The sequence below is a fragment of the uncultured Cyclobacterium sp. genome (genome assembly GCF_963976465.1).
In the GTDB taxonomy this organism is placed as follows: domain Bacteria; phylum Bacteroidota; class Bacteroidia; order Cytophagales; family Cyclobacteriaceae; genus Cyclobacterium.
On the sequence record NZ_CAXBOC010000595.1, the window covers coordinates 1 to 3,069 of the forward strand.

Consider the following 3,069-nt stretch of genomic DNA (forward strand, 5'->3'; position numbering starts at 1 on the left):
TTGGTACCTTGATGAAGCAACAGAAATAAATCTTGGCTTTAATTTTACTACCGAAGATAGGCTGGGAGGCAATATGGATTATATCGAAGGCAAAACAGCCTCCGGTTATTTTGAATCCAATGAAACGGATCGCCTGTCTACCCAGTTTGATGCAACCCATCGTTTTTCTGATCATTCTCGCATTCAGGTAAAAAACAGTATCAGTTTTTTTGACAGGTCTATAGCGATACCGGATTATATTTTCAGCGGAAAGCAAGTTTCCTCTTTCTCGGAAATAAACTATGTCACTTTTGGTAAAAGGATGGAGTGGATTGTAGGGGGGAATCTTTGGACTGAAAAATTTGATCAAAGGCAGGGGGATCCCGACAATGACCTGGGGTTTTCCAATACCACTACCGGAACTTTTGTCCAAAACACCTGGAATATGGCTAGGCAATGGACCTTAGAAACAGGCTTGCGGGGGGATTATCAAAGTCGATATGGAGCATATCTGCTTCCTCGTTTTTCTTTATTGTATGAGCCCAATGAGCGAATTACCTTTAGGACGGGGGGAGGCCTTGGTTACAAAACACCCACCCAGTTTACCGAAGACACAGAAAGGCTGCACTTCCGAAATATTCTACCCATAGATTTTTCAGCAACCAGTGCAGAACGTTCTACAGGGGTTAATTTGGATGTCAATTACAAATGGCCGGTGACAGATGATCTAAGCCTAAGTACAAATGCACTTTTGTTTTACACACAGATCGAAGATCCGATGTTATTGCAGTCAAACGGAAATGGCATGTATGCCTTCACCCAGCCAAGTGGTTATATCAATACGCAGGGTGTGGAAGCCAATATGAAATGGACTTACCATGATTTTAAACTGTTCGTAGGGTATACCTATGCCGATGTAAAGGAACATTATGGCAAGGAAGCAACCGAATACCCTTTGGTGGCCAAACACCGACTGAACAATGTATTGATGTATGAGAAACATGGAGATTTCTGGATCGGTCTGGAAGCGTATTATTTCAGTCCCCAAAAGCTTTCTGATGGCAGTACGGGGGAGTCTTATTGGATCATGGGTATCATGTCCGAAAAGAAAATCGGAAAGTATTTTTCCCTTTTCTTGAATTTTGAAAACATGTTGGATACCCGTCAGACCAGGTTTGATACCATTTACACCGGCAATATTAACGACCCTCAATTCAGGGATATTTATGCCCCAGTGGATGGTTTTGTGGCCAATGGAGGCTTTAAGCTTAGTTTGTAATTGTGTGTTTTTATTCAAAGTAGGCTTGTCACAAACATTTGACAAGCCTACTTTATTTGTTGGGCAGCTATGTTTATTTATTCGCCCAATCCACTCTATACCCTCTTGAAACCTTCTCTAATTAACAATTAACAATTCAAAAATTAACCATTACCGTCCCCCTTTGCCTTCGACAAGCTCAGGCACCGGTAGTCCATCTCCCCAATTAACAATTAATAATTAAATAATTAACCATTAATAAAAGCAGGTGCATAAAAAATACCCTGTTTACGGTATTTTTTTGGTTTTTTAGATTAACTATATTGGCAAGTCAAAGCATTAAGTCTTTAAACCCAAAATTATTATGATGCAGTTTTTGGTCCATTTGCATAAGATGGGTAACAATAACTTTCTTCCTTTAAACTACCAATACGAACTATCCTCAGCTATATATCGGATTTTTGAAGAAGCAGATCCGGTATATTGTCATTTTTTACACCAGGAAGGGTATGCTTTCAGAAACAAAAAGTATAAACCTTTCACCTTTTCCTTTTTAACATTTGATCGCTATAAAATACCTAAAGGTCATAATCGGATTGAGCATACAGGTAAAAACGCTGTCCTGGATATTCGGTTTGCCATTGACAGGGCTGCAGAAGGTTTTATCAAGGGACTATTTTTAAACCAACGTTTAAGCATTGGAGACAGGATCAGCCAAGTGGATTATGAGATCCATCAGATCCATGGGGCAAAAAGGGTGGATTTTAAGGAGGAGATGACCTACAGCTGTCTATCGCCGGTATTTTTGAGTTGTTCCAGAGAAGATGGTGGAGCGAATTACCTTTCGCCCGATGACGTTCGGTTTAAGCCGGTTTTTGAAAACAACCTGATCCAGCGACTGATGAGTTTTGATACATCCTTGTCATTTAAGGAACTGGAAGCGGATTATCCTATGATGGAATTTGAATTGAAGTCTCGGCCAAAGAAGAAGGGGATCACTTTAAAGGCTTTAGAAGATAATCCGATCAAGGTAATCGGTTATCAGTTTGACTTTTTGCTCCGTGCTCCGGCGATAATACAGGAGTTGGGATATTATGGAGGCTTTGGAAGTAAGAATGCCCTGGGGTTTGGCTGTGTTAAATTGAAAACTAAATAGTTTTAAAATGAAAATACCTAGCAATTATTTGGATAGGTCGGATGCATTAGATGTTTTAGGGAGCAAGGTTTTCCCTCTTAGCTGGGTTTTGAGGACTTCGATTCTATTTTCCATAAGCTTATCTATTTCCAAGGATCGCTTTAAAGAAAGATCTCCCTTTGGGATTTTGGAGTCATCGAAACTATTTGGGATGTTTTTTTTGCGCATAATGGATGTCGAAACTGTGAAAAAACAACAACCAAAGATAGTGAAAAAATTTGAATTCCATTTCGATTTGGTCAATTTGATGATTCGCCAAAAGCTTTTCCAACTCCATTCTAGCTATGCTCTGGCAGGTTTCGAAAAAATTCAAATAGAAGTCATTATTAAAGTCAATTTCCCACTCGGAACCAGGTCTTTTGACTTGGTAGATGAAATCGGGGGTTACAGCATAAAGCTTTTTAATGTTATGAAAGGTAGCCATGTTAATATCCTCAAAGGAAAAAGAACTGTTGGAGGTATGGTTATGGACTACCTCAGTGTCTTTAAGTTGAAACAAATATTCTGGAGGTATGTTAATTTGGTTTTGATGACCCGCAAATCGAAGTATTTGGCTACCGTTTTTAAAAACATAAAGGTGCTCATTTTTTTCAAACCGAACCTTACGAATGGCTTGTTGAATAGATTTTACTCCATC

At 39.2% G+C, this 3,069-nt stretch carries 3 protein-coding genes; all 3 read left to right on the top strand.

Annotated features, from left to right (window positions below; translation table 11 throughout):
• Positions 1-1,258, top strand: a 1,258-nt coding sequence (locus AAC037_RS22670) for a TonB-dependent receptor (protein ID WP_339905829.1), incomplete at its 5' end; no start/stop codon positions are given.
• A gap of 343 nt (positions 1,259-1,601) precedes the next feature.
• Positions 1,602-2,393 carry a CRISPR-associated endoribonuclease Cas6 gene (gene cas6, locus AAC037_RS22675; RefSeq protein WP_339905831.1) on the top strand — a complete coding sequence of 264 codons (792 nt, stop codon included), beginning with the start codon at positions 1,602-1,604 and terminating at the stop codon, positions 2,391-2,393.
• 7 nt (positions 2,394-2,400) lie between these two features.
• Positions 2,401-3,069 (top strand): hypothetical protein (locus tag AAC037_RS22680; protein ID WP_339905833.1); only part of this gene is annotated, 669 nt, incomplete at its 3' end.